The sequence below is a fragment of the Blautia intestinihominis genome, from assembly GCF_040096655.1.
Classification (GTDB): domain Bacteria; phylum Bacillota; class Clostridia; order Lachnospirales; family Lachnospiraceae; genus Blautia_A; species Blautia_A intestinihominis.
The window spans coordinates 1-24,561 of sequence record NZ_JBBMEI010000049.1 but is presented as its reverse complement, the minus strand read 5'-3'; the positions used below and the strand labels follow the sequence as shown (position 1 = coordinate 24,561).

At 42.5% G+C, this 24,561-nt stretch carries 23 protein-coding genes and 2 pseudogenes; 13 read left to right on the top strand and 12 right to left on the bottom strand.

The features are described from left to right. Positions 1 to 251: 251 nt before the first annotated feature. Positions 252 to 674: an RNA-guided endonuclease InsQ/TnpB family protein gene (locus WMO75_RS13685; protein ID WP_243111664.1), complete on the bottom strand. Its 423-nt coding sequence runs from the start codon at positions 672 to 674 to the stop codon at positions 252 to 254. A gap of 39 nt (positions 675 to 713) precedes the next feature. Here WMO75_RS13685 and WMO75_RS13680 point away from each other — a divergent pair. After that, a pseudogene (locus WMO75_RS13680) lies at positions 714 to 1,052 on the top strand (glucose PTS transporter subunit EIIB); the annotation flags it as partial. Between the two features lie 105 nt (positions 1,053 to 1,157). Here WMO75_RS13680 and WMO75_RS13675 read toward each other — a convergent pair. The 8 genes from WMO75_RS13675 to WMO75_RS13640 form a co-directional block, all read right to left on the bottom strand. Further along, positions 1,158 to 2,366 (bottom strand): DVU_1553 family AMP-dependent CoA ligase, encoded by a 1,209-nt coding sequence (locus WMO75_RS13675; protein WP_227222703.1) that lies wholly within the window; start codon positions 2,364 to 2,366, stop codon positions 1,158 to 1,160. Beyond that, complete coding sequence (gene trsS, locus WMO75_RS13670) at positions 2,363 to 3,688, bottom strand: radical SAM (seleno)protein TrsS (protein WP_118699511.1); 1,326 nt, start codon at positions 3,686 to 3,688, stop codon at positions 2,363 to 2,365. The genes WMO75_RS13675 and trsS overlap by 4 nt, the downstream gene beginning before the upstream one ends. Next, positions 3,685 to 4,116, bottom strand: coding sequence for a DVU_1555 family C-GCAxxG-C-C protein (locus tag WMO75_RS13665; protein ID WP_118699510.1), 432 nt, complete (start codon positions 4,114 to 4,116; stop codon positions 3,685 to 3,687). The genes trsS and WMO75_RS13665 overlap by 4 nt, the downstream gene beginning before the upstream one ends. A gap of 3 nt (positions 4,117 to 4,119) precedes the next feature. Beyond that, on the bottom strand, positions 4,120 to 4,653 hold the full coding sequence (locus WMO75_RS13660) for a class I SAM-dependent methyltransferase (protein WP_118699509.1): 534 nt from the start codon (positions 4,651 to 4,653) through the stop codon (positions 4,120 to 4,122). Further along, entirely contained in the window at positions 4,654 to 4,875 is a 222-nt protein-coding gene (locus WMO75_RS13655) for a DVU_1557 family redox protein (RefSeq protein ID WP_148445077.1), read from the bottom strand. It abuts the gene before it with no gap. Next, positions 4,875 to 7,166, bottom strand: coding sequence for a pyridine nucleotide-disulfide oxidoreductase/dicluster-binding protein (locus tag WMO75_RS13650; RefSeq protein ID WP_118699507.1), 2,292 nt, complete (start codon positions 7,164 to 7,166; stop codon positions 4,875 to 4,877). The genes WMO75_RS13655 and WMO75_RS13650 overlap by 1 nt, the downstream gene beginning before the upstream one ends. 115 nt (positions 7,167 to 7,281) lie before the next feature. Next, a complete protein-coding gene (locus WMO75_RS13645; protein WP_118699506.1) occupies positions 7,282 to 10,044 on the bottom strand; it encodes a molybdopterin-dependent aldehyde oxidoreductase in 2,763 nt (920 codons plus the stop codon). Between the two features lie 37 nt (positions 10,045 to 10,081). After that, positions 10,082 to 10,342 (bottom strand): hypothetical protein, encoded by a 261-nt coding sequence (locus tag WMO75_RS13640; protein ID WP_118699505.1) that lies wholly within the window; start codon positions 10,340 to 10,342, stop codon positions 10,082 to 10,084. A 167-nt stretch (positions 10,343 to 10,509) separates the two neighbouring features. Between WMO75_RS13640 and WMO75_RS13635 the strand changes: the two genes are divergently transcribed. The 4 genes from WMO75_RS13635 to WMO75_RS13620 are packed head-to-tail and all read left to right on the top strand — an operon-like array spanning position 10,510 to position 14,415. Continuing rightward, positions 10,510 to 11,439, top strand: coding sequence for an NTP transferase domain-containing protein (locus tag WMO75_RS13635; protein WP_118699504.1), 930 nt, complete (start codon positions 10,510 to 10,512; stop codon positions 11,437 to 11,439). Beyond that, entirely contained in the window at positions 11,432 to 12,505 is a 1,074-nt protein-coding gene (locus tag WMO75_RS13630) for a histidine phosphatase family protein (RefSeq protein WP_118699503.1), read from the top strand. The genes WMO75_RS13635 and WMO75_RS13630 overlap by 8 nt, the downstream gene beginning before the upstream one ends. A 27-nt stretch (positions 12,506 to 12,532) precedes the next feature. Further along, entirely contained in the window at positions 12,533 to 13,558 is a 1,026-nt protein-coding gene (locus tag WMO75_RS13625; RefSeq protein ID WP_118699502.1) for an XdhC family protein, read from the top strand. Beyond that, positions 13,555 to 14,415, top strand: coding sequence for a TylF/MycF/NovP-related O-methyltransferase (locus WMO75_RS13620; RefSeq protein ID WP_118699501.1), 861 nt, complete (start codon positions 13,555 to 13,557; stop codon positions 14,413 to 14,415). Before WMO75_RS13625 ends, WMO75_RS13620 begins: the two co-directional genes overlap by 4 nt. 90 nt (positions 14,416 to 14,505) lie before the next feature. Here the strand turns inward: WMO75_RS13620 and WMO75_RS13615 are convergent, their stop codons facing one another. Further along, positions 14,506 to 15,633, bottom strand: a complete 1,128-nt coding sequence (locus WMO75_RS13615; protein ID WP_118699500.1) for an ABC transporter substrate-binding protein — start codon at positions 15,631 to 15,633, stop codon at positions 14,506 to 14,508. 171 nt (positions 15,634 to 15,804) lie between these two features. Here WMO75_RS13615 and WMO75_RS13610 point away from each other — a divergent pair, with 171 nt between their 5' ends. From WMO75_RS13610 to WMO75_RS13590, 5 genes are all read left to right on the top strand, one after another. Further along, positions 15,805 to 16,848, top strand: a complete 1,044-nt coding sequence (locus WMO75_RS13610) for a FecCD family ABC transporter permease (protein ID WP_118699499.1) — start codon at positions 15,805 to 15,807, stop codon at positions 16,846 to 16,848. Positions 16,849 to 16,851: 3 nt separating this feature from the next. Further along, the gene (locus WMO75_RS13605) at positions 16,852 to 17,637 is read left to right on the top strand and encodes an ABC transporter ATP-binding protein (protein ID WP_118699498.1); all 786 of its coding nucleotides are present in this window, start codon (positions 16,852 to 16,854) and stop codon (positions 17,635 to 17,637) included. Positions 17,638 to 17,661: 24 nt separating this feature from the next. Beyond that, positions 17,662 to 18,561, top strand: coding sequence for a class I SAM-dependent methyltransferase (locus tag WMO75_RS13600; RefSeq protein ID WP_118699497.1), 900 nt, complete (start codon positions 17,662 to 17,664; stop codon positions 18,559 to 18,561). Positions 18,562 to 18,595: 34 nt separating this feature from the next. Beyond that, on the top strand, positions 18,596 to 19,105 hold the full coding sequence (locus tag WMO75_RS13595) for a nucleoside-triphosphatase (protein WP_227222706.1): 510 nt from the start codon (positions 18,596 to 18,598) through the stop codon (positions 19,103 to 19,105). A gap of 129 nt (positions 19,106 to 19,234) precedes the next feature. Beyond that, the gene (locus WMO75_RS13590) at positions 19,235 to 19,453 is read left to right on the top strand and encodes an ATP-binding protein (protein ID WP_243111665.1); all 219 of its coding nucleotides are present in this window, start codon (positions 19,235 to 19,237) and stop codon (positions 19,451 to 19,453) included. A gap of 58 nt (positions 19,454 to 19,511) precedes the next feature. Here the strand turns inward: WMO75_RS13590 and WMO75_RS13585 are convergent, their stop codons facing one another. Both WMO75_RS13585 and WMO75_RS13580 read right to left on the bottom strand, forming a co-directional pair. Next, positions 19,512 to 20,831, bottom strand: coding sequence for a GHKL domain-containing protein (locus WMO75_RS13585; RefSeq protein ID WP_349078233.1), 1,320 nt, complete (start codon positions 20,829 to 20,831; stop codon positions 19,512 to 19,514). A 1-nt stretch (position 20,832) separates the two neighbouring features. Further along, positions 20,833 to 21,549: a LytR/AlgR family response regulator transcription factor gene (locus tag WMO75_RS13580; RefSeq protein WP_302247959.1), complete on the bottom strand. Its 717-nt coding sequence runs from the start codon at positions 21,547 to 21,549 to the stop codon at positions 20,833 to 20,835. A 225-nt stretch (positions 21,550 to 21,774) separates the two neighbouring features. On the opposite strand from WMO75_RS13580, the gene WMO75_RS13575 reads away from it, so the two are divergent. The 3 genes and pseudogenes from WMO75_RS13575 to WMO75_RS13565 all read left to right on the top strand — a co-directional run. Beyond that, positions 21,775 to 22,152, top strand: a complete 378-nt coding sequence (locus WMO75_RS13575) for a response regulator (protein ID WP_181992149.1) — start codon at positions 21,775 to 21,777, stop codon at positions 22,150 to 22,152. Between the two features lie 26 nt (positions 22,153 to 22,178). Beyond that, entirely contained in the window at positions 22,179 to 24,236 is a 2,058-nt protein-coding gene (locus tag WMO75_RS13570) for a hypothetical protein (protein ID WP_302247958.1), read from the top strand. 25 nt (positions 24,237 to 24,261) lie between these two features. After that, positions 24,262 to 24,378 (top strand): annotated as a pseudogene (locus WMO75_RS13565) (lactate utilization protein); the annotation flags it as partial. Between the last annotated feature and the right edge of the window lie 183 nt (positions 24,379 to 24,561).

Genomic DNA, 24,561 nt, shown 5'->3' with positions numbered 1-24,561 from the left:
TAACCTTCCCGATTGCTCTGGCTGGCTCAAGGTCGTTACCGGCGGTGTGGCTAATACCTTACCGGATGGGATTTCCACCCATTAAATGCTTCACCCTTAGCTGGACGCACTGACATGCTCCCACCACTTAAATCTCTGATTTTGAAGTGGGGGCTTCTTGCTCAATGGCTCTACAGAGCCAAGTATCTACAAGCTATCCTCGCGTGCCCCGCGATTTTTATTAGTCCGGTTACGGACTTCTTATTGTGCTGTCATGCACATTCTGCAAAGATTCTTTTTCCCTCATTCATGATATTAACTGCTGCATTTGCATCGCGGTCCATTCTGTTACCGCATTCACAGTAATAAATCCTATCAGATAAAGACAATTCTTCTTTTTTATTTCCGCATACACTGCAAATCTTACTGGATGCAAAATAACGGTCTACTTTGATCAGATATTTTCCTCGTTCCTCCAGTTTATATTCCAGCATAGACAGAAACAGGCCATATCCATTATCATGTACACCTTTTCCAAGATGAAGTCCTCCTGCCATCCCTTTCAGATTCAGATCTTCCACGCATACTGCATCGAAGCTCTCAGCAAGACTGGCAAAGTATTTTCCGGATGGCTCCCTGCTGACTGTCACAAATTTCAGTTTCCATTTTTCTGATATCGGACGATGAAGCTTCATTCTGACAGCCGTCATCTTAGGCAGTTTCAAATATTTTCCTTCCAGTTTGCAATCAAGAAATTCGATCTGAAAACTCCTGGTAGAGAAGATGACGACGATCTTGAAGCAGAGAAAAAAGTTGAATTAGGAAGCAACGATTACACAGCAATCGCAGCAAAAATCCTCGAAGGCTGTGGCGGAAAAGAAAACATCACAAGCATTGACAACTGCATCACAAGATTAAGACTTGAAGTAAAAGATATTACTGCAGTCAGTGATAAAGTAATCAAATCTGCTGGTGTTGCTGGTGTTATCAAACCTGGCAAAACTTCCGTACAGGTAATCATTGGACCAAAAGTTCAGTTTGTAGCTGACGAATTTTCCAAACTTTGTGAATAATTAGAATTTAAAAATACCGGACTGTCCTGATGGATAGCCCGGTATTTTTTCCTTGGGAGGTAAGATGATGGAGCATACAAATAATTCCTGTTGTGGTGGTCCATATTATCCGGTATAATAGAGTATCACGCGTTTTGCAGAATATAAGGCTGTATCTTTCCATTCTGCTTTTCTGCAATTCAGAGATATGGTATCTCCGTCTGTCAGAACATTCCTGAGTGATTCCATTCCTTTGTCTGATGTGAGAAGTGCTGTAATTTCTTTTTTGTCTTCTGTGATCCTGACACTGTAATCTACCAGTTCCGGAATCTGAAACAACACATCATCCATCTCTCTGATCGTTCCGGGCTGACTGATCCGCTTCACAAAATCCAGGCGCTTTACTTCACTTCCACAGATACATCTTCCCGGAATAATACGTGTACAGTCTCCGGTCCGGTACCGGATCAGAGGCTGTGCCTCCATTCCAATGGTTGTGATCACCAGTTCTCCCCATTCTCCATCAGGAAGTACGTTTCCCTTTTCATCTATGATTTCCATAATACAATGATTTTCCCGCATATGCATGCCATCATGAGCAGCACAGCAGATGGCTCCGCCAAGCCCCATCTCTCTGGAACCATAATGCGGCCAGAGCTGTGTCTCCAGAATTTTTTCTATCGCATTCATCACTGTTTCCGGACAGGCATCGCCAGATACCAGAGCTCTTTTTATACTGCCTTTTCCACACATTCTGAGCATGGAAAGCAGTGCCACCGGCATACCGACATAAGTATCCGGCTGCTCTTTTTCCAGAATTGTTTTTAGTTCGCCGTAAGTTCTGCCAGTTCCGGTCAGGAGAGGTTTTGCGCCTATACGCCTGATGGCCTCCGCGATCAGTTCTCCAAGACCGAAGGGACCGGAAAACGGCATGGCAACCATAGTCGTACTTCCAGGATAAATAAACTCACCAAGTCCCGCCATAAAAAGCTCTATCGTATGTTCACAGTCTCTTTCTGTGTAAAATACACGTTTACCGGCACCGGTTGTTCCACTCGTCTGTTCTGAGATTACTCTCTGGACTTCTCCCTGTGAACACAGAAGCATCCTTCCACTGTTTTTCGCCAGCTCCGACTCTGTCGTAAACGGAAATGTTTTCAAAGCATCCAGATTTTCCAGTTTTTCCGGCAGATTCCTGTAAAATCCCTCTCGTTCTTTTTCTCTTTTCAGAACAGCATTCAGTTTAGCAAGCTGTATTTTATTTAGTGCTTCTCTCGTAACTTCTGCAATACCTTCCTGCTTACAGATCATTTCATCAATATTGGTTCGTTTCACTTTCTGTATAAATATGTTCCTTTCGAATTAGTCAGGTTGTAGGCACAAAACGGTACCATACCATATTCCGAATCCACTTCACAGATATAGCAGCGTTTCAGACGGTCAAGTTCCAGATTCCAGGCATCCTGAAAAAGCATTCCTGATACTGCAAAGGTCTCATTATGAACCCGATTCAGAAACTCATCCAGTGCGTCTGTCTGCGTCATCTCACCCTCATCATAAGTTTTTGTACTGTAGCTCCACTGGTTCTCAACATACTGTCTGGAATCATCACTGGTTGTACAACAACATCCTTTTCCGGATTTCTTTTCAAGAAGCTTTAATTTTCTCTCACCTTTTCTCAGATAACTCGCATGAAAAGAACAGTATGGATTCTCAGCTCCGCCTCCGGCAAAATCCTCTGCTTTCATGAGTCCCTCTGTCTGTTCCTCGATCAGCTTCAACATCCTCGGTATCGTGATCGGATTTTGCGGGCGTTCCTGTGAACACCTGCCAAAATAACTGATTGGCTGAAAATGTACCCCTCGTACGAATGGCATATGATCCAGAGCAAACTTCAGGATATCCCCTGCCTGCATATCATTCACTCCGGGGGCAATGACCGGTACCAGAGCAATTCCAAGCTCCGCCTCGGAACAGTTCCGGACAGCTTTCTTCTTCACTTCCATCATATCCTGTCCACGAAGCGTCCGATAAACATCATCACTCACTCCGTCAAACTGAAGAAACACCGTGTTCAGTCCCGCTTTTTTCAGTTTTCTGGCATATTCCTCTTCCTCTGCAAGGCGGATCCCATTAGTATTCAGCTGAAAAAATGTAAAACCTTTTTCTCTTCCCATACGTATGATTTCAGGAAGATCATCTCTCATCGTCGGCTCACCGCCTGAAAGCTGTATATTAAACGGACCTCCATGCTCCATCAGAAAATCAAACTGTTTTTCTATTTCACAGATAGAAGGATCTCCTTTCTCCTGACTTTCACCTGCCGAAGCAAAACAGACCGGACAATGAAGATTGCAGCGCTTTGTAACTTCCAGAACCATACAGCAGCCTTTTCGTTCATGTTCCTCGCAGAGCCCGCAGTTATTCGGACAGGCCTTTTCTTTACTCTTTGGATTTACAGGAGTCTCAGCAGACAGATTTTCTCTTCCCCAGGAGAGGTAATCTGCTACACTTCCCTCCCAGATCAGTGTCCGGAATTTCCCATGAAGATCACATTCCTTTGTCAGATAAATCCCCTCTTCACCTATACATTTTTTAGCCGGAAGTACCTTCATACATACCGGACAGACGCTTTTCGTTTTACCAATTGTAATCAAACTTCAATTATCCCCCGTTCTGTCAGTATTTCCATAACTTTCATGTATGTCTCTGCGATGAGTGCAGGACATCTCTCCATGATCACTCCCCAGTCCAGATGTGTGATATCTTTACAATAAAACACTCCGAATTCTTCTTCCGTCTTTTCACGGAACCACTGATACAGTTCCTGCACAGCCGGTTTCATCTGAACATCTTCTTTCTCCTCCGGTGCCAGGTTGCCAAGGAAATATCCTATCGCACAGGCACCTCCTGTCAGACATCCGCATGTATCTCCACAATAACCGATTCCTCCGCCAAGACCACCCAGAGCTTTTACAAGCTGTGGATTTTCTTCACCTATGGTTTCCAGCGTCATGATCATCATCATCTGCGAACAATGATATCCCATGCTCCCAAGTTCCGCTATTCTTTCATAAAGGTCCATATGCTACTCCTTTCTGCCAATCACTGCCGTATAACTTAGCTTTTTTCCTTTATACTGCTTCTGCAGAAGCTTATACTCCTCGCAGCAGAATGAATCATTCCAGATTGCTTCCAGATAATATTCCCTCCAGAGAGCCGTCTGGTCTTCCTGGTGAAGAATGCAGAATCCTGTACATTTAACAACCTCTACAAGATTTCCCTGATCCAGATCTGACAACACGAGTAATCCGCCTTTTTTCAATACACGCCAACATTCTGAAACAGCTTTTTGCTGATCTCCGCTGACAAAAAATGCACACTGGCTGATGCAAAGATCCATACTCTCTGCTGTGTAGTCAAGGTTCAGAAAATCTCCTTTCTGTACATCCCTGCTCCGTGGTGAAAGATCCACTCCATGTGCATTTATTCCCAGGGATTTCAGGATTCGCACGGTCTCACCTTCACCCGCTCCAAGATCAAGGGCTTCCATTCCTTTCCTGAATTTGACATATTCCAGAAGATGGAGTGTCTGTGCCTCACCACCCGGATGTCTGTTCATTTATTTGTCCTCCAGTGCACGTTCCACTGCCAGAACTTTTCCAAGAGCCAGTTCCTCCGGAACATAGACAAAACCACACTTTGGACAGACCGGCATCTCAACCGGAAAACCGTTTTCCAGATACATGAATTTTGCTTTTCCTTTTACCAGTGGAACCTTGCATTTGTTGCAGGTCAGCTTTCCTTCCGGATCAATCGTATAATAGTTTCTCTCAACTGCCATTATTGTCCCACCCTTTTCATAATATTCATTCGATGACTGTATGCTCTGCGTACCAGATACCCTTCTTCTGTTTCTATAAAACGCACCCAGAATGTTACATTTCCAAGTCGACTTCTTGCTACCAGTTCTTTTGTTTCTTCATCAAGGACTGCTTCCTGACTTTCTCGGTAATCTGCCAGCACTCTCTCAACGTCACTCTTAAGGATCATACGTTCATCCATCATTCGGATCGCATCTTCTGTATAGGTCACGGTATAATCTTTTTTTTCCATCATCAGTTCCTCATTCCAGATATTTTTCAGAAGTTTTTCTTTCAGCATAAGCCTGTTGTATCGTTTCTCGCTGATATCCGGCATACTGCAGGCATGATCTCCATACAGTAGTTCCAGAATATGTCTGGACTCTCTTCCTTCTCTGACAAATCGATCTCTGCATGCCATGCAATATGTCACATATGGTGCATCTGAACGTTCCAGACATTTTGCTGCCATTTTGGCTGCCATATCCTTATTCGCATATGCCGTCAGGCCGCCATACCCACAACAGGGAGACAGATCTCTGGAATATTCTGTATTTTCAACTGTACATCCCATTTCGGTCAGAAGCTCTCTTATCGTATCCTGTGTATGTACATCTCCTCTGGCACCGCAGGCATCATGTATTGCAACCGGTACTTCCAGTCCCCTGGCCGTCTCGGGAAGTCCGATTTCCTTCAGAATTTCCCAGACTCCTGTGACCACTGCACCAGTACTCTCTTTTAACTGTTTCATACAGCTCGGACAACCTGCTATGATTGCAGGATCGCCAAGCTTTGCAAGCTCCTGTTTCAGCTGCTCATTTACTTTTTCTGTCATTTCATAACGACCTGCCCATTCACTGATTGCACCACAGCACCCCAGAATCAGTGCAACCCCGCCTTCAACTCTTCTGCACAGGTCTTCATATACATCCATGACTACATCCGGCGCAATCGCTCCGGCCTGACATCCTGGAAAAAACACATATCTGCAAATATCAAATCCAGGCTGAGGTTTACATAAAAAAGCTTCTGAATTTGAAAACAACATGTCCATCAACGCAAACTCATGCGGCGCCAATGGCATCTTATCCGTGGATACCATGTTTTCTCTTGCGGATCTGCAAACCTGACTCATATCAAATCCGTTCGGACATGTCACCGTACACTGTCCGCAGAGTGAACAGGAATTCATCGCTTTATTCATTGGATGATCTCCCATAATAATCTGGGTATTATTATAAATTTCACGGGCCAGAAGCCCCGGATGCTTTTTATATTCACTTAAGTAAACACAGCTTTTTATACACTCATCACAATGACACTGTATGCATCTCTTTGCTTCCTCAACAGCCTCTTCTTTCGAATATCCCTCTGCACCACAGGGGATTCTTTCTGACCCTTTGATGCCTTCTATATTCGTATAAAGCCTGGTAGTAACTGCTCCTTCACTGCCTCTGTTGCTGTACGGAGAAAGATTCTGCACGAGAAGATCTACCGTCAGGGCGGCTCTCTTTGCAGAAAAAGCAGCATCCATCACTGATTGTGTTGATCCGCTGACGATCCTGGCCTGTTCTCTCAGCATGATTTCTATATCTGCTTCTTCCTGTGGTGCCAGCTTTTGTGCAATCTCTTCTGATGCACAAACCACATCTGCCAGTTCCATCTTTTCTCTGATAAATACAGGATCAAGACTGCATCCGAATTCAAAAACAAGATCCATGAATTTCAGACGTTTCGCTTCATTCCGACAATCAGATTCCGACAGATGTGCAGCTGCTGCAATATACTCTTCATAATTTTCTTCCTGACAGTAAATAGTTGTAGGATACATTTTCCGCTCCAGTTCCCCTGCCAGAAACAGTGGAAATAATCCTGACCCGAAAATTACTGCCTTTTTCTTTTTTCTTATACGAAAAACACTGCTCCGTTTTCCGGATTCCCCATATCGGACAATTGCGCGCTCTACTTCACGTATGGATACACCGTCGCCAATTTCACAAAGCTTACATTTCTCTTCACAGGGAGCCGTGCATCCGTCGCAGAGAATCATCGGAAATGGAGTGATCTTTTCATAGATTGCCAGAGCCTTCTTAAAATTTCCTTTTGCAGCATAAAACAGCATCTCTTTTGTATCTACTTTGAAGGGACAGGCCGCAACACAGTACGCCGGCTGATCATGGACGCAGAGACTGATCATATGATCCATCTCTTCCTTTGACATTCGATTTACATGATACACATGAGTAGAACCTCTTTCCTGTATATATGTCATAGCCTGCACTCCTTTCGTTGCTGTGAACCGGATCAATACAATTCTTTCGTCTCTAAAGGGGAGACAGTTTACCGTCTCCCCTCATTATATCACATGATAAAATCAGATTTATGATTTATTTCTCAAGTTCCTTCAATGCTGCAAGAACTCTTTCCGGACGGGCAGGAACACGTGTAATACGTGCACCTGTCGCGTTGTAGATTGCATTCAGGATTGCAGGATGCGGAGCATCCAGTGGAGCCTCACCACAGCCGGCAGCGCCATAAGGGCCACTTGGACGATAGGTTTCATTGAAATGAAGTTCAATATCATCCGGCGCATCCTTCGGGTATGGGATACCACAATTTTTCAGAGTGGTATCGTGGTTCAAATCTTCAAAGTCTTCTGTCAGAGCAAGACCCACACCCTGTACAAGGCCACCATAGAAGTTGCCTTCTACAAGAAGTCTGTTCATGATCGTACCTACATCGGCAACACATGTAAATTTCTCAACAGTAACCTTGCCGGTTTCTGTATTAACTGCAACTTCCGGAAGGAAAATCGTGTACATATAAGTTGCAAACGGATCACCCTGTGCCGTATCCTGATCGATCGGATGATCTGCACAGAAGGTTGTTACCCAGTTACCTTCATATTTTGTTTCAAGACCTTCCGCTACCATTTCGTCATAAGTACGGAACGTTCCATCTTCTTTCTTCATTGCTGCAACAAGGTTTTCTGCTGCCAGACGGCATGCATTGCCTGACATAACCTGTGAACGAGAACCACCTGCCGGACCTGCATTCGGACATGTCTTAGTATCATTCATAACAAGTTTGATCTGTTCAGGTCTGATTCCGGCCTGACGAAGTGTTTCATGAGATGATACAAGAACGCCCATATCCGCACCCTGTCCATGATCTTCCCATGCAGCATACATTGTAACAGTTCCATCCGGATTCAGTTCTGCAAAAGCATTGGATGTATCAACACCATCAAGTCCGCAGCCATAAACACCAAGAGATACACCGATACCATATTTTATCTTGCCATCAGAAGCTGCATTCTTCTCGGCAACACGTTTCTTAGCTGCTTCATACAACGGACGTGCAGTCTTGAACAGTGCTTCCTCACAATATACTTCCGGCGGATAACCTGTCGGGATCGTGGTTCCTTCAGATTCCTTGTAACAGTTCATTTCACGCATATCAAACGGATCGATTCCCATCTTTGCTGCCAGAACATCAATTGCGATCTCAGATCCCATATAGGACTGCGGAGAACCGTAAGCACGGAAAGCAGATCCCCATGCATGGTTAGTAAATACTGTTGTAGATTTGTTACGGATAGAATTGATTCCATAACCAGCGCCTGTGAACTGAGAAAGTCTCATGGTAAGCAGATCACCAAATTCTGAATATGGACCATGATCCACATAATTGTTGCCCCAGAGAGCAAGGAGTTTACCATTTTCATCTGCCGCAAGTTTAATATTCATAAATGCAGGAGATCTCTTTCCTGTATAAGTAATGTTCTGGAACTGATTGAATACCAGAGATACAGGACGCTCAAGAATTTTTACAGCTGCACCGATCAGGGCTTCATTTGTCGGAGAGAACTTGTAACCAAAGGTTCCTCCCGCATGGTTCTGAACAATTCTTAAATTCTCCATCGGAACGCCGATACCATCAGCGATCATCGGCATATGGAGATGAATACCGATAGATTTGGAATGCACTGTTATCATACCATCTTCATCAATGTAGCCATAACCACAGTCCGGTTCAAGATGGAGATGTGGCTGACGTGAACAGTAGGATTCGATCTCTACCTGCTGTGAATCCGGAATGCTGTCCCAGTCAAAATCAGGTCCCTTGATACAGTTTGTCTCAAAGAATGCATTTGGAACACCTGGATGGATTTCTGCCGCATCCGGTGCGATCGCATCCATTGCATTCATATATGCAGGAAGTTCTTCAATCTCAACTTTAACTGCATCTGCCGCTGCACGTGCATGTTCTTCTGTATCAGCTGCTACGATTGCAATCGCATCACCAAACTGGAAAATCTTCTCATCGCAGAGTACCGGACGTTCAAATCCATCTGTCTTATTGTGTTTCGGAAGCATTACAAGACCATTAATCTTGTTTGTTCCGCCGGCTGCTTTAATGTCTTTTGCAGTGATAACACGGAAAACCCCCGGCATGCCTTCTGCTTCTGTTGTATCAATGCTGAGGATGTTCGCATGAGAAACTTTTGCCTGTGTAAGTGCCAGACGAAGAGTTCCCTCCGGCATCTTTAAGGCATCATCTGCACCAAAATCCCAGGTACCTGTTACCTTCTGTGCTGCTGATGGACGAATATAATTTGTACCAACAATAGAATCACCGGTCTGTTTAAAAACAAGATCCTCTTTTGTCATCTCGCCACGCATAACTTTTGCTGCTGCCATAGTTGCATCGATGAGCGGCTTGTAACCGGTACAGCGACAAAGGTTACGCTGTTTGTTAAACCATTCTCTTACTTCTTCTCGAGTCGGGCTTGGATTATTGTCAAGAAGAACCTTCGCTGAGATAATGAAACCTGGAGAACAGAAACCACACTGTGCACATCCGTATGCCATCCAGGCAACCTGGATCGGATGCATATCAGAAATTGTTCCCACACCTTCAATGGTTGTAATCTCTGCATTATCCGGAACACGACTCATCTTATAGATACAGGATCTTGTAACTTTTCCGTTCATAATTACGTTACAAGCTCCACAATGGCCCTCACCGCAGCCAATCTTACATCCCGTAAGAAGAAGATGATTACGGAGAACCTGTGCCAGTGTTTCATCCTTATCAAGAATAAGGATTCTCTCAACACCATTGATCTTCAATGTCTTTTTGATCATCTTGCATCCCTCCTGTTAAAAAAATGTCCCTATTATGTTACTGATCTTCCGGCTTATGTGTTCCGCATGGATCATGATCCGCACCCTTGCCCGTCAGATCTTTGAGTCTTTCCATTCCTCTGGCAGAATAGAAAACAATGGAAGAACTGCTTCCATCCAGATTCTCACCGCTGAGTTTTAATACATTTGCATTTTCGTAATAATCCATCGGAAGTGTCCGGCTGTATTCAACTCCCGTACGCTCATCTTTTACCTGTATGGTAACTTCTTTTGCGGTAATTTCAAAAATCTTATCCATGAAAAAGTTCTCCTGTCCACATCATTATGTATATATTCATTCTATCATGCTTTTTTACAATATTGCAAATTACAATTAAATAAAATTTGGCTATTTTCACACAATTTTCTTTTTTTTATGATATAATAATACCAATTTTATACAATGCCTTTAAGGAGGTGACTATCATGCAGACAGGTGCCTTGATTGTTGCTGCCGGAAAATCATCACGAATGGGAGACTTTAAACCCATGCTTCAGCTTGGATCCATTTCCATTGCCCAGCGAGTGATCAATAATTTCCGGCAGGCCGGGATTTCTAAAGTAGTTGTGGTAACAGGATATAAGGCAGATGTGCTGGAGCGCCATCTTGCCTCCAATAATGTAATCTTTCTTCGAAACGAAGACTATGCAACAACTCATATGTTTGATTCTGTCCGGATCGGACTGGAGTATCTGAAAGACAAGGTTGATACAGTGCTCTTTACCCCTGTGGACGTTCCACTGTTTACAGCCCGGACTGTCACTCAAATGCTCTCCGCAGACCATCCTCTTGTAACTCCGGTCTGTGAGGGTAAACCCGGTCACCCGATCCTGCTCCGTTCCTCACTTATTGATTCCATCCTGAAAGATGACGGCAGTTCAGGTCTTGAAGGTGCTGTAGAGCACTGCGGCACACCCATGTATTTTCTGAATGTGGAGGATCCCGGAATCATTCACGATGCCGACACACCAGAGGATTATGCCGAGCTTCTCCATGCACACAACCAGAGTCTGATCCGTTCAGAAATCCACATTCAGCTGGCTCGCGAAAAAGTATTCTTTGATGAACAGCTTTATTCGCTTCTGACGCTGATCCATGAAACAGGCTCTGTCCGCGATGCCTGTGAGCATATGCACATTTCCTATTCCACCAGCTGGAATCTGATCCGTACATTGGAATCGCAACTTCACGAACCATTGATCAGCAGAAGCCAGGGCGGTGTAAACGGAAGTCACAGTGAACTGACACCATACGGTGAAGAGTTTCTGAAACGATATGCGCGTTTTTCAGAAGAAACACGAAACTGTTCAGAAAAAATATTTGAAAATTGTTTCAGAGGATTTTTTAATGCGTGATCTTTATCTGATACGACACGGAAAGCCACAATATCCGGATGAACATTCTTATTGTATCGGACAGACTGACCTGCCTTTATCCATGCTTGGACACTTACAGGCAGTCCTTTTGCACGAGGAACTGTCCGATAAGATCTCTGCAATATACTGCAGTCCTTTATCAAGGGCTGTCGATACAGCCAGTCATATAGCACCTGCCCTTCCACATCTGACTGTTTCCGAACTGTCAGAACGAAATCTTGGATCGTGGGACGGCCTTTCTTTTGATAAAATACGTCAAAAATGGCCGGCGATTTATGAGGCACGTGGCAAAAATCCGGAATGTCCGATTCCAGGAGCAGAGACTCCTCTGGAATCCGGTACACGCTTTTCACAGGCGATTTCCAGGATTCTTCATTCTTCGGACAGTAATATTGCGGTTGTCGCTCATACGGATGTGATCTCTTTTTATTTATGGATGCTTTATCCGGAAATATCTGACATACAGAAGTTCCGGCTTCCATGCGGCTCTTATTATCATCTAAGAGTAGATGTAGAGGGAAATGCTGCCTTATCTGATTCACATTACATATTGCCGCATCCTGTTTTGAATGATGAATTATGTCGGATGCTCAGGAATTCTGTTGATCTCCCGCAGCATGTACAGGCTCACAGTGATGCCGTTACGGAACTGGCCTGCCGTTTATGTGATATACTTAAAGTTCATGGATATCTTTTTGATCAGCAGCTCATCCGCTCCGGTGCGCTTCTGCATGATATTGCAAGACTTCAGAAACATCACACAAAAACAGGCGGTGACCTTTTCTTACAATTAGGTTATCCCGAAATCAGCCAGATCATTTCACAGCATCATGGTTTAAAAGAAACAAAACTGGATGAAACGGCTATTGTTTTTCTGGCTGATAAACTGATTGAGGAAACACAGCGTGTATCTATCGAAAAAAGATTTGCTGACAATCTGCATAAATGCAAAAGTCCGGAAGCGATGAAATCACACGAACGCCAGTTAAAGCAGGCTCGCGCGCTGCAGGATATGATACAATCCATCTGTTACATAACACTTTAACATACAAAATTACCGGAGGTTTTTTATATGAGAACATTATTTCAGACAATAAAACAGCAATTTCTGGAGGGAAATGACCTTGTGCTTGCTTCCATCACAGCATCATCAGGATCGACTCCACGAGGTGCCGGATCCCGCATGCTGATCGGAAAAAGCGGTAGAATTGCAGGCACTATCGGCGGCGGCGCTGTCGAGTATCGTGCTGAACTTATGGCTCAGGATATTCTTGAGAAAAAAGAATCCTGCGAACATGAATTCCGACTGAACCGTAAGGATGTTGAGAATATCGGTATGATCTGTGGTGGTGATGTTACCGTCTTTTTCCAGTATCTTGATCATAATGATCCGGTTATTTCAGAGATTACAGAAACTGCCGCAAAATCATACGAGGAACGAAAGGATTTCTGGCTGATCTGTGATCTTAAGACAACCTCCGGCATGAGTCTTTACAGCCCTTCTTATGGCCTGATCGGAAATGCCGCTGTTCCTTCATCCATATTATCGTCCTTGTCTGCACAGCCATGCCGTTATCGCGGTGATGATTATGATTTGTTTTCAGAACAAATAGGCACATCCGGAACTGTCTATGTATTTGGTGGTGGACATGTTTCGCAAAAGCTTGTACCAATATTAGCAAGTGTTGATTTCCGCTGTGTCGTTCTGGACGACCGCCCGGAATTTATTGATCCTGTGCTTTTCCCGGATGCAGTTGAAACGATACTTTGTGATTTTAATCATCTGGACCAGAGTATCTCTGTCACAGATGCAGATTACTGCTGCGTGATGACACGTGGGCATGCTTATGACACAATCGTACAGGCACAGCTTCTTGCCACACCAGCATGTTATATCGGGGTTATCGGAAGCCGTGCAAAAAAAGCTGCTGTTTTCCGCAAGCTTGTGGAAGAGTACGATGTTACTGAACAAGAACTGGAACGGATTGTCTCTCCTGTAGGACTTGAGATTAAAGCAGAAACACCGGCTGAAATAGCAATCTCCATCACAGGACAGATGATCGAGGTTCGTGCCGACAGAAAGGCTGCCGCAAAATGATGACAAAACCTGTATATCGAACTGTAATCTTTGGTGCCGGACAGATTGGACAGATGACTGCAAGACTACTTGGCAGTTCCTGTAAACTTTTGTGCTTTGCCGATAATGATTCCCGGAAGCATGGACAGCATATTGGCCATGTTCCTGTCTGTTCCCCAGATGATGCAGCTGCACTTCTTCCGGATCTGATCATCCTGGGTGTATTAGATGAAGAACGACGTAACTCTATGAGAAAACAGATGGAAAGCTTAGGTTATCACGGACCATTTTGTGATCCATCTGCCCTTCGCATGTTCGATGCACGGATTGCTGTTATGCGTCTCTTATCAGAGCAGATCTATCAGTTAAATATTTCGGGAGATGTTGCCGAACTCGGTGTTTTTCAGGGTGAATTTTCTTCCCTGATCAGTGCTGCCTTTCCAGATCGCAAAATCCATCTTTTTGATACTTTTGAGGGATTTTCAGAAAAAGATGTGGCAATAGAGACCTCCTGTAATCTGTCCCGTGCCAGAACAGGTGATTTCTCTTCTACTGATGTTGACTCTGTTCTTCGCATTATGCCTGATCCTGCACGGACTGTAATCCATAAAGGATGGTTTCCGGATACTTTTGCCGATATTACAGATGCAGATTTCTGTTTCGTATCTCTGGATGCTGATCTCTACGCTCCGACTGCCGCTGCGCTTCCACTGTTTTATGAACGCCTTTCTACAGGCGGAGTTCTTCTGATCCATGATGTGTACAGCACACAGTTCTCCGGCTGCAAAAAAGCTGTTGATGAATTCTGTCAGAAAAACCATCTCTTCGCAGATCCTGTATGTGATCTGCATGGAAGTGCAATACTTCGTAAGATATGACTTTTCTTAATATGCCAAAATCTCCGGTTCACTCTGAACCGGAGATTTTTATCTCATTGTATAGTCTTATTCCACGTCTCTGCCTGACATTTATAAAGTTCCTTTAAGAACATTTTCCAACTGTTCATCAGATAGATCAACATGATAGAAAAGATTAAAAAACTCACGTATTTCTTCATTAACATCACATTTGATGTATTCTGGATAAACCACTGCGGAGAGCCAACGCATACCAATCAGACGATTGGGTCCGGCCGGACGATCCACCCAGCTGAACGGTGCATTTGGAGTTCCATAAACTTTGTTATCCTGTACCGCTTTTAACGAAGCGTAGTCTGGATTGCTCAGAATATCTTCTGCTGCAGAGTTTCCGCTTTTGTCTGCTTTTGGTTCACCATTTACAACGATCACATCTGGATTCCACGCAAGAAGCTGTTCAGCTGAAATCTGAACGCGAGATCCGTCTCCAAGTTCCAGATCTGCAACATTGGTTACATTGACCGCATCAAGGATCTGTGCATGCTGAGATCCTCTAGGTGCAGTTTCCAGAGAATCCTCTCCATTGCCAAAATATACACTGACCTTCTCGTCTTCCGGGATATCCGCAAGTGAAGCAATATCTGTAAATATCTTCTCTGAATACTCAGCAAGCTCTTCTGCATGATCCTCTACGCCAAGAAGTTCACCCATAAATCGAAACGCCTCTGCCGAATTATTGAGTTCGTTATCCACTGCAATAACCGGGATTCCCAGACTTTTCGATAACGCATCACAGTCAGAAACCATTGCATCATTGATTTTGCCACAATTAAGTGCAATTGTAGGATTAGCAGCAATTACAGCTTCATAATTGATCGCATCTCCCATTCCAAAATTCGGAAGATCATGATATTTTTCCAGAATAATTGACTTCTCAACGTCATTTAATTCATAATTCCATCCCAGAAGTTTATCAGGTGCAACCATATACATAAAAATTGCAGCAACCGGGCCTGTCGAAAAAACAGATTCTATATCTTCTGCTGCCGGGACAGTAACCTTTCTTCCAGCCATATCTGTGATCTCACGTGTTTCCCCGGTTTCCTGTGTTTCAGTCTGCTCCTCACTCTGTGTTGTCTCTTCCGAAGCCGCTTTTGTTTCCGAATAACCTGCAAAAAGGCTGACTGTCATCACGAAGCATAACAGCAACGCCAAAAGATGTCTGTGCTTTTTGTTCATAAATTCTCTCCCTTCTTTTCTCCATATTCAGTCAGATTTGACGTTTATTAAATTGACTATACAACTTTTTCGCATTATAATATATATGCGAATAGTTTTCAAAAACAATTCGCTTTTTTCTGAGTATAGCGCCATAAACTCAGTTAGTCAAGTTACACAAGGTGAGTGATCATGAATTTGACAGATAACGCTAAAGAAATAAATACCAGCCAGCGAAAACATCATCGTCTGTTACTGACAGTTATGCTGGTAATTTTATTTATAATTATAATACTTTCCTTTGGAGTCGGATATTATCCGCTTACGCCTTCTCAGGTACTGAAAGCATTTTTATCAAAATTTGGTTATAAGGGAGATATTTTGCCGCAGGCAGCTACCATATTCTGGAATATCCGTCTGCCGCGTATCCTCTCCGCTTTATTTATTGGAGTTTCCCTTTCAGTAGCAGGTTCCACTTATCAGGGAATGTTTCGCAATCCGCTGGTATCTCCGGACATCCTTGGTGTTTCATCCGGTGCCAGTCTTGGTGCTGCTTTTGCTATTTTAAACGGAGCTTCAAACTGGGTGACTCAGCTTTCTGCTTTTGCAGGCGGTGTGATTGCAGTTGCCGCATCCTACCTCATCAGCCGAAAGTCTGCACACTCTCACACACTCAGTCTTGTACTGACAGGAACTATGATCATGTCACTCTGCAATGCGGGCGTAACCATGATCAAATACATTGCAGATCCCAATGACGTTCTTCAACAGATCACCTTCTGGCTCATGGGCAGTCTGACCAAGACTACTATGAATTCTTTTGTATGGAGTGTCATTCCAATGATCATTGGACTAAGTATGATCTTTATTTTTCGCTGGCAGATCAATCTGCTCACTTTAGATGAAGAAGAAGCCAGAAGTCTTGGAATAAATATTCGTAAATATCGTCTGATTTTTATCATTGCTTCAACCCTACTCAGTGCTGCAGCTGTTTGCCTTGGCGGCCTGATCGGATGGGTGGGATTAATGATTCCACATCTGGCACGCGCACTGGTAGGCGTGGATTATAACCGACTGATACCTGCAAGCGCTATGCTTGGCGGCGGATATCTGATACTGGTTGATGACATTGCCCGCTCCATTTTATCCATGGAACTTCCACTTGGTGTTGTTACAAGCATCATGGGTGCTCCATTTTTTATCTATCTTATTATCAAACGAAGGGAGCGTGCATAGTTTATGCTTCTGACAATAGAAAATGTTTTTGGCGGTTACGGAAATGGAGATGTTTTAAAAGGTATCAGCTGCAATGCCGACTATGGTGATGTACTTTGCCTGCTTGGCCCTAATGGCTGCGGAAAAACAACTCTCTTCCGCATGATGCTGGGAACCCTTCCTGTTACTGATGGAAAAATAGCCATTGACGGAAAAAACATTCATGACTTTACAACGAAGGCACTGGCAAATATGATCGCCTATATTCCTCAATACCATTCCCCCGTATTTGCCTATACCGTTCTTGATGTCGTAATTATGGGACGTGCTTCCCATTTTTCGGCTTTTGAAACCCCAAAAGAACCTGACCGTGAGGCTGCTTTCTCTGCATTGGAAAAAGTAAATGCACTGCATCTTGCCAACAAGAAATATACATCTTTAAGTGGCGGACAGCGACAATTGGTTTTAATTGCCCGGGCCATCTGTCAGTCTGCAAAAATCTTTATCATGGATGAGCCGGCAGCAAATCTAGATTATGCAAATCATCAGCTTCTCATGAATGTAATTTCAGGACTTGCCCGTCAGGGATACTGCATTATCATGTCGACACACAGCCCTGAGCACCCTTTTTCTGTCGGTACTAAGGTTCTCCTCATGAAAACAGGAAAAGTCGTTGGATTCGGCACTCCCAAGGAGGTCATTACATCTGAAACACTACAATCCGTATATGATATTGAAATGGATGTTATAACAGCACATGACCGTTACGGATGTGAACGGACCATCTGTTTACCTGTAAATAATTCATGAAGCAATTTTCAGGGAGGAGCTTAAATGAATTCTGTATTGGATTACTTTATTTCTCTGCAGGAATCTCAGTCTGCAGATATGAATGAGCAGTCGGTAGAAATGTGGAACAGACGTGCAGAATTTTGGGGAAATGCACGCAAAAAGAATCAAAAAGGAAATGAACGTGTTGTCAGTGCAATAAATTATCTCGAACAAAAGGGACTTCTTGACAAAAATTATGATGTGGCAGATATCGGATGCGGACCCGGCCGTTTTGTTGCTGCCTTTGCCAGGCACGTACATAAAGTAGTCGGACTTGATATCTCCGACAAAATGATCTCACACGGAATGGAACATATTCAAAAAGAAGGATTAAGTAATGCCTGTCTTTATGTATGTGACTTTCAAAAATTAGATATCGAAAAAGCAGGTTATAAACATGCCTTTGATCTTGTATTCAGTTCAATGACCCCCGCACTCCATGGTATGAACGGACTGATGAAGTCCATTGAAATGAGCCGGGCATGGTGCTGTAACACCACACATCTTGAAAGACGGAACTTACTCCGGGAACAGATCATGCAGGATGTATTTGGCCGACAACTAACGCCTCAGTGGAATGGTCGATGGTTTTTCTCTCTTTTTAATATATTATTTTTACTTGGCTATGATCCTGAAACAAGCTATGAAAAATCTCACCGCGAAACCTGGGTAACTCCGGACGAACAATACATTGACTTTCTTATGGAACACATGCTTCCATCTGAGGAACACACACTGGAAAATGTACATAAGATCACCGACTGGGTTCACACCCATTTAAATGAAGACGGACAAATCAAAGAAGTCACACATTCCGCTTATGGAAGAATTCTCTGGGATGTTCGAAACAAAACAGTTCGACCTGATTACAGAACTGTCATAAATGATAGCATGGCAAAATAATCGGTATTACTACAAAATAAAAAGGAATTCTGATATGGCTCGACATATATTTTTAACCGGAAAAAAACAGATTGGTAAATCTACGTTGCTTCAAAAAATATTAAAGAATTACCAGGGAACTGCAGACGGATTTCTGACCGTACGGACAAAAGAATATCTGGGAGATCAGTATTCTGTCCATATGTATCATCTGACAGAATCCAGAGATCCAAATGAACAGAATCTTCTGTTTGTGTGCGGAAAAGCCAATGAGCATACTGCAGATACTTTCAATTGTCTTGGTTGCAGGATTCTTTCCATGTGTTCTGACTGTTCCCTGCTCATTATGGATGAGCTTGGTCCACATGAGGCAAAAGCTGCTTTATTCCGTGAGGAAATCTTACATCTTCTTGATGGACAGATTCCTGTTCTTGGCGTCTTACAGGAACCTGCAGAAGCCTGCTGGCCTGAAATAGTAAATCATCCAAATGTCGAGATAATTACACTTTCCGAAAGCAGCCGAAATAATTCCTCTTTGTGTGAGCATATTCTGTCGGATTTTTGAGCCTTCAGGATCACTGTTTCATTCAGGCTGTCCAGATTACTGGTCGGTTCATCCAGCAGAATAAGCAGAGCATCATGCGAAAGTGTTCTGACCAAACTGGAGCTGCTTGTGATTGATGATTTCGGTCTTATGGAACTCGATCTTGATAAATACCGGGATCTCTTTGAAGTCCTTGATACCAGGGATGGCAGGAAATCAACTGTAGGTATCTCGCAATTTCCAGCCAGTACATGGTTCGATATGTTTGCCGATAACACCTACGCTGATGCGTGCCTTACATGTATCACTAATAAGCACCATATGTGTCGTCTAGAGATGAACGGTATAAATATGCGTGAAACAGAATGAATATATTCCTGTGTTTTTTGCATTACTCACAAACTCAATCCAATCGATAATCTTTCTTTTATATTCGGATCATGATTTTTGCCATAAATTCACCATCCTTATATGTAAAGCTGCTGGCACCACCATTTCTTTCTGTGATATGGCGTATGGATTGAATTCCTATTCCATTTCCCGAATGTTTTGTAGACTGAAAAACACCATTCTTTTCCAGTATCTTTGCATCGAAATTATTTTCAGCCTGAATCAGAAGAATATGTGTATGATGCAAATACATCTTTATAACAATCTTTCTTCTGGAATCTTCTGTCTTCAGACTTGCCTCTATTGCGTTTTCCAGAAGGTTTGAGAGCACCAGACATATATCCATCTCATCCCCGGCAAAATTCTCTGGAATATCAATCTGTGCCAGAAAAGGAATACCTTCTTGTTTTGCATGATCCGAATAATATCCAAGTATACTGTCTACGGCCTGATTATCACAGAAATGGAAATCAATACCTGGCATTTTACTGTCCGCACGTAAAAGATATTCTTTAACTTTTTCCATATCTCCTGTTTCTGCCAGTGCAGACAACTGAAGACAATGATGCCGAATATCATGGCGCACCTGTCTTGTCTCTTCAATAGCCGCACAAAGATTGTCATATCTGGAGCGCTGCAGAGAAAGGAAATGATTTTCCTGCTGAAGCCTTGCATTTTTATTCAGACTTAATGCCATCATAAGAAATATCGCATAAAAGAGAGTCAGAATTATTAAAAGAACAATACTGACTACTATGTAAATCTGTAAAATCCTCCCTGTATATAAAGTACTCTGATATTTTGGGACCATGAATTGATTTAAGCCGATAAAAATCAACGGCAGGATCCAGAATATATACCACATCTGAGCGAAATTTTCATCTGCTATCAGAATCCGTACCATATGCGTGGCAGGATACCATGCAATCAATACAAAGCTCAGACAGATGAGATTATAAAAAATCCCTGCTTTCACACATAGCCATAATTGTTTTTCTGCGATATCAGGTTCAAAGATCATAATAGCATTTACTGCCCTGGACAGACTTTTTACGCACGCAAAAACTGCACAGACTGCCAGAAAAATGCTACTGGATTTCCAGATCGAAATCTGAAGAGTTTTATGATAGATTAACATAAGAAGTAACAATATGGGAATTAAAATCAATCTGGTAGTAATCTGAAAAATATAACAAACAACACCGCCTGACAGACTGATTCCAAGAAGCAGAGGAAACATCCACAACACAAGTTTAAACGGAGTCTGTCTAAGGCAGGCCTTTACCGACAAATATGCAAGAAGCATACCCGGAATAATCACAGCAATTTCCAATATAGGGCGCATCATTTCAATCATTTTATTTCCCTTTCTGAAACAGAAATTCCATAAAAATCTGTCTGGCATTTTTGAGCAGCTTACGGCTAACAGGGATATTGTTATCATCCTCCATAAGAAACATACTTCCATCAAAATCAATCGCATGTTCCAGATTAATAACAATTCCCCTGTTGCACAAATAAAAACGAGAATCCATTTTCAATGAAACCGTAAATGCTTCAAAAGACTGACGAGTAATCAATTCTTTCCCACTGGTAGTATGAATGTGGATCATATGCGAAAAATGTTCCGCAAAAATAATATTTTTAAAAGGGATCTGTATGTTACTTCCATTCACTTTTACATCAATGTACTTTCCAGAATCTGGAATTCTGGAGAGTATTTCATCAAGCAGTGTTGAAATTTCTTTTTCATTATATGGTTTTACAAGATAATGCAGTGCCCTGACTCTGAATCCTTCCAATGCATGATCTGTGGATGTGGTAGTGAAAATCAGGAAACAATCTGAATCTGACATTCTAAGTTCTCTTGCAATCTCAATTCCATTTGCGCCATTCATATAAATATCCAAAAACACTACGGTAAAAGGGCGTTCTTTTGCTGCCGCCAGAAATTCTTCTCCTGATTCAAACTTAACGAAATCACCAGGAATATTCCTTTTTGAAAGCTGGTTACTAAGCCATCCATACAATACCGCACGCTCTTCTTTTATATCATCGACAATCGCAATTCTCATAGTCGCTCCCCCTTCATGTTTCTGAAACATATAAAGAGTATAGCATAATTTTTTTATCCAATCCATGAAAGTGTTTTTGCAATTCGTGCCATTTTCTGCTGTTTCGTGACAGAATTCTTGAAATTCTTCTTACTTTTCATATAATAAAACAAACGAATATCTCTCACAATAACTTACTTGATTCCACTAAATATGCTTTTAAATATAGGTGAAAGGAGGAGATTTGTGTATCGTATTGCAGTATTAACTGATTTAAAACATGAAGGGGAACATTACGCAAAAGTAATTAATGATTACTGCATAAATCAAAAGCTTTTTCCATTACTTGAAACTTATCAGAATCAGGAAGTTTTTTTTAAAGAGATACAAACACATGTACCAGATATTGTACTTCTTGTACTACCTGGAGTAGATGGACTCAATGCGGCAGAACATCTGCGCTCCTTATTTCCTGGCTGTGGAATTATCTGGTGCAGCAATTTAGATTTTTCACTTCATGCTTTCAGGCTTCGTGTAGAATACTTTTTTCTGGAACCAGTGAGGGACGATGAAATCCAGGAAGGTCTCAGAGCCTGGTTCAGATTGAAAAAAACAATCATTTAAACAATATAATTTCAGGAGGAAAATGAATGAAGAAAAGAACTTTATTCCTTGCAATGACAGCATTAATGATCACTATGACATCTGGAGGCAACCTGACTGCCGTATATGCCGATGAAATACCAACAGAAGCAGCCGAAACTTCTGAAGCAACAGAATTACCAATAAAATCTCTGACAGCCAAAATAGTGGATGAAAATCCTTATATGGCAAAAAGTGATTCCAATATTCACCATGACTGCTACAATACTGACTCTACAGATGAGGTGCTTCCTGTTGATATCTATTCAGAAATCAATGTTTCTTATGAGAAGACAAATCCAAATGCTTCTCCTGCAATCTTTTTTGACACTTACGGACATGCCGTAGTTCCGTTCCTTGGCGGGCTCGCCATTCGCGACATCAATGCTGATGAAACTCAGACACTGGGCTGCTTTTCTCCAAAACAGCATGATGGTGGTGGTTATATGATCCAGAGTTCCTATTCCTTTGTCGATGAGAGCAACCGTCTGGTATGTCCTACCAGCAACAATCATGTTCTTATGCTGAAGGCAACTGATGACGAAGGTAATGTCCTTCCTGAATTTGAAAAGGTACTTGATATTGATATAAAAGCAGCTGCCGAAGAAAAACTTGGAAAAACACTGGATCAGAATCTTCTTTCTGTCGTATTTGATTATGATGGAAATCTGTGGTTTGCAACAGGTGGATTCCGTATTTATCCTGATCGAAAACAGCAAGGGGCAGTTGGTTATATTTCCCGGGCGGCCATTGATTCTATTCTGAACGGTGAAGAAATAAACCTGTCAGATGCCGTATTTGTATACGAATTAACTCCTGGTGAAGGTGCAGAAAACGGAATTTCTGCTTCAAAAGATGGCGCTGTAATCCTTACAAATACAAACTGTTATCTGTTCCAGGCAGATAATGGAATAAATAAAGTATGGCAGACTGCTTATGAAAGTGTCGGTGCCAAAGAGAGCAAAGAAGGAGATTCTACAACCGGTGGCTGTCTTGCATGGGGAAGTGGATGTTCCCCATCTTTGACAAAGAATCTTGTTATGTTTACAGACAACCAGAACCCGGTAAATCTGCTTGCACTGGACATGAAAACCGGTGAAACAATGGCAACCATGCCAGTCATCGATGAACTTCCTGAGGATGTACAGGTATCTGTTGAAAACTCAGCAATCGTATACGATAACGGATCCGGAACAGTAAGTACGATCGTGTGCAACTGGTTTGGTGCAGGAAGTGCCAACCTTGGGAAAGAAGACAGCGACTCATCCATACAGAGCTATGAAAATATTTATGATGTAAACTGGTTAAGACAGGGAAACAGCATGATTGCTCCTGGTGTAGAACGCGTAGATACAATAAAAACAGATGATGGTTATGAAATGAAGAGCATCTGGTGCAGAAGTGATCTCTCTGACACTTCTATGCTGAAGCTTTCTACCGCGACCGGATACATTTACGGTTATGTTCAGGATATGGAAACCAGCATGTGGCAGTATATTATGCTTGATTTTGAGACCGGTAAAACTGTGTTCACGATGAATGTATCAAATAAACCTGGATATAATAACATGGCGATTGGCATGTATGCAGGAAACAGTGGAAATGCCCTCTATTGTCCAACCGGATATCTTGAACTTCTGAGATTACAGGATCGATTTGTATATCTTCCGGAAATGCCTTATCGTAAAGTCAATCTGGACAAGGCTAACCGAAACGTTTTAAGTCAGGATAAGTTTGAGGCTGATGGCGGACAGGGAACTGTAACAGGATGGCTGAATACTGTCACAGTTGAAAATGTTCATCCAAATACTACGGTTGCTCTGCGTATGAAGGGTATATCCGGAGAAACTGGAAGTCTTAAACTTTATTCCTATGAAACAGATGGTTCTTTAAAAGAGGTCCCTGCAGAATTGTGGCATATTCAGACAGAAGCTGGTGAAACACCAGATACTTTATCTGACAATATATTATACGAAGTTCACTTTACCGTACAGGATAATGAAGCGTTTGATCTTTGCGAAGAGGAAAAAGAAATTAAAATCTCAGCTGTACTTGGAAACGCATAAACAAAACTTGTATCGGGAGTATCCCAAATGCTTTGACTGCAAATCCATGGATACTATCTGCTGCCAGTTCCTGATTACCAGATTCTCCAGACACACTGACAGAATCCACGTGATCCTCGTTAACGACACACTTGGATATTGATTTGACAACTACAAGAAGCCGGAAAATCAGTAATGAAAAACTGATTTTCCGGCTTCTTATCATATGTTGTTGACTCCTTAAATTTCAGTGGTTATCAGCACATTCCTATTCCCGCACTTCAAGCCACTGGTCAATGTTCCCAAAATGTACCGCCTGCAGGTTATCTACATCAACCAGTTGCGG

What these genes read in the sequence shown, in the direction of transcription:
- WMO75_RS13650 (WP_118699507.1), bottom strand. Translation starts at nt 7,166, where the DNA reads ATGACATATATACAGGAAAGAGGTTCTACTCATGTGTATCATGTAAAT.
- WMO75_RS13620 (WP_118699501.1), top strand. Translation starts at nt 13,555, where the DNA reads ATGATGACAAAACCTGTATATCGAACTGTAATCTTTGGTGCCGGACAG.
- WMO75_RS13645 (WP_118699506.1), bottom strand. Translation starts at nt 10,044, where the DNA reads ATGATCAAAAAGACATTGAAGATCAATGGTGTTGAGAGAATCCTTATT.
- WMO75_RS13610 (WP_118699499.1), top strand. Translation starts at nt 15,805, where the DNA reads ATGAATTTGACAGATAACGCTAAAGAAATAAATACCAGCCAGCGAAAA.
- WMO75_RS13685 (WP_243111664.1), bottom strand. Translation starts at nt 674, where the DNA reads ATGAAGCTTCATCGTCCGATATCAGAAAAATGGAAACTGAAATTTGTG.
- WMO75_RS13625 (WP_118699502.1), top strand. Translation starts at nt 12,533, where the DNA reads ATGAGAACATTATTTCAGACAATAAAACAGCAATTTCTGGAGGGAAAT.
- WMO75_RS13640 (WP_118699505.1), bottom strand. Translation starts at nt 10,342, where the DNA reads ATGGATAAGATTTTTGAAATTACCGCAAAAGAAGTTACCATACAGGTA.
- WMO75_RS13595 (WP_227222706.1), top strand. Translation starts at nt 18,596, where the DNA reads ATGGCTCGACATATATTTTTAACCGGAAAAAAACAGATTGGTAAATCT.
- WMO75_RS13655 (WP_148445077.1), bottom strand. Translation starts at nt 4,875, where the DNA reads ATGGCAGTTGAGAGAAACTATTATACGATTGATCCGGAAGGAAAGCTG.
- WMO75_RS13665 (WP_118699510.1), bottom strand. Translation starts at nt 4,116, where the DNA reads ATGGACCTTTATGAAAGAATAGCGGAACTTGGGAGCATGGGATATCAT.
- WMO75_RS13615 (WP_118699500.1), bottom strand. Translation starts at nt 15,633, where the DNA reads ATGAACAAAAAGCACAGACATCTTTTGGCGTTGCTGTTATGCTTCGTG.
- WMO75_RS13585 (WP_349078233.1), bottom strand. Translation starts at nt 20,831, where the DNA reads ATGATTGAAATGATGCGCCCTATATTGGAAATTGCTGTGATTATTCCG.
- WMO75_RS13630 (WP_118699503.1), top strand. Translation starts at nt 11,432, where the DNA reads ATGCGTGATCTTTATCTGATACGACACGGAAAGCCACAATATCCGGAT.
- WMO75_RS13600 (WP_118699497.1), top strand. Translation starts at nt 17,662, where the DNA reads ATGAATTCTGTATTGGATTACTTTATTTCTCTGCAGGAATCTCAGTCT.
- WMO75_RS13660 (WP_118699509.1), bottom strand. Translation starts at nt 4,653, where the DNA reads ATGAACAGACATCCGGGTGGTGAGGCACAGACACTCCATCTTCTGGAA.
- WMO75_RS13605 (WP_118699498.1), top strand. Translation starts at nt 16,852, where the DNA reads ATGCTTCTGACAATAGAAAATGTTTTTGGCGGTTACGGAAATGGAGAT.
- WMO75_RS13580 (WP_302247959.1), bottom strand. Translation starts at nt 21,549, where the DNA reads ATGAGAATTGCGATTGTCGATGATATAAAAGAAGAGCGTGCGGTATTG.
- WMO75_RS13590 (WP_243111665.1), top strand. Translation starts at nt 19,235, where the DNA reads ATGGAACTCGATCTTGATAAATACCGGGATCTCTTTGAAGTCCTTGAT.
- WMO75_RS13570 (WP_302247958.1), top strand. Translation starts at nt 22,179, where the DNA reads ATGAAGAAAAGAACTTTATTCCTTGCAATGACAGCATTAATGATCACT.
- WMO75_RS13635 (WP_118699504.1), top strand. Translation starts at nt 10,510, where the DNA reads ATGCAGACAGGTGCCTTGATTGTTGCTGCCGGAAAATCATCACGAATG.